The following is a 959-nucleotide window of genomic DNA, read 5'->3' as shown; positions in this document are numbered from 1 at the left end:
ATTATCAGCCATTAACAACGTTGTAGCTTCGATTCTGGCATTAAAACTAAGTGGAACATGGACTGCCATTTGATCACCATCGAAGTCAGCATTGAAACAAGAACATACCAACGGATGTAATCTTATAACTTTTTCATTGGTTAACTTCACTCAAAAAGCTCTCATGCTTAACTGTACTTTTTTTTTACACTGTAACTCAAAAATTTCATAAATACGTTAAGTTGCAATTAGAATAAGTTAAGCTACCTTAAGTAGTCATCTTCTCAGAATAGGTTAATTTTAAGATAAACATACTAACTCATAAACGTACGTTCACAAGTGTATGTACATACCACCAAAGCCGCGTACATATGTGAACCAGTCAGCGCGTAGACATGTCTCATTTCAGAACATTGTTAATCATTCAAACGTGTTTTTCAGTTACGTATATAAAGTAGGTATGAATAAGATATTTGAATTATGAAAGTTATGCGGCAATATTCTAATAAACTACTTTTAAATTACGAAAAAACTTGCTACATTATGTTTTTGTATTAAGTACATAATTGTCTTTTTGAAAATTACTATTTTAAACGTTTCGATATAAGATATTTTCCACGTTTAATATTTGTTGAAAATTTTATTTGACCACATGCATTACAAAATTTCGTCTAAGCTTGTAGCTTATCATGAAAATAATCTGATATTATCAGATGTAATTGCCAACCTTGGTAAACATAATAACAATATTTATTATAACTTAGGATGTAAGAATATCGAATGGTGAATAGATATTATGAAGTGAACGAACATAAGAAAGCAACAGGACTCTCCCTTGTGTAGTATCACACAGCACTACGCTTTCTGACGTATGAGAGACGTGAATACACACGTGTGCAGTCAGCGTGTCTGTTTCTTGCTTCAGTAAGTACAATTTGTTTGTAATGCTGCTGGCACAGTTGTTGGCTAATATGCTTGTT

General features: G+C 32.1%; 1 pseudogene. It reads right to left on the bottom strand.

From position 1 onward, the window contains the following. A pseudogene (locus MAGTDC_RS05970) lies at positions 1–174 on the bottom strand (hypothetical protein); the annotation flags it as partial. Positions 175–959: the final 785 nt, after the last annotated feature.

It is taken from the genome of Candidatus Hodgkinia cicadicola (assembly GCF_002774925.1).
The sequence above is the reverse complement of the archived record's forward strand: the minus strand, read 5'-3'. Positions and strand labels throughout refer to the sequence as shown.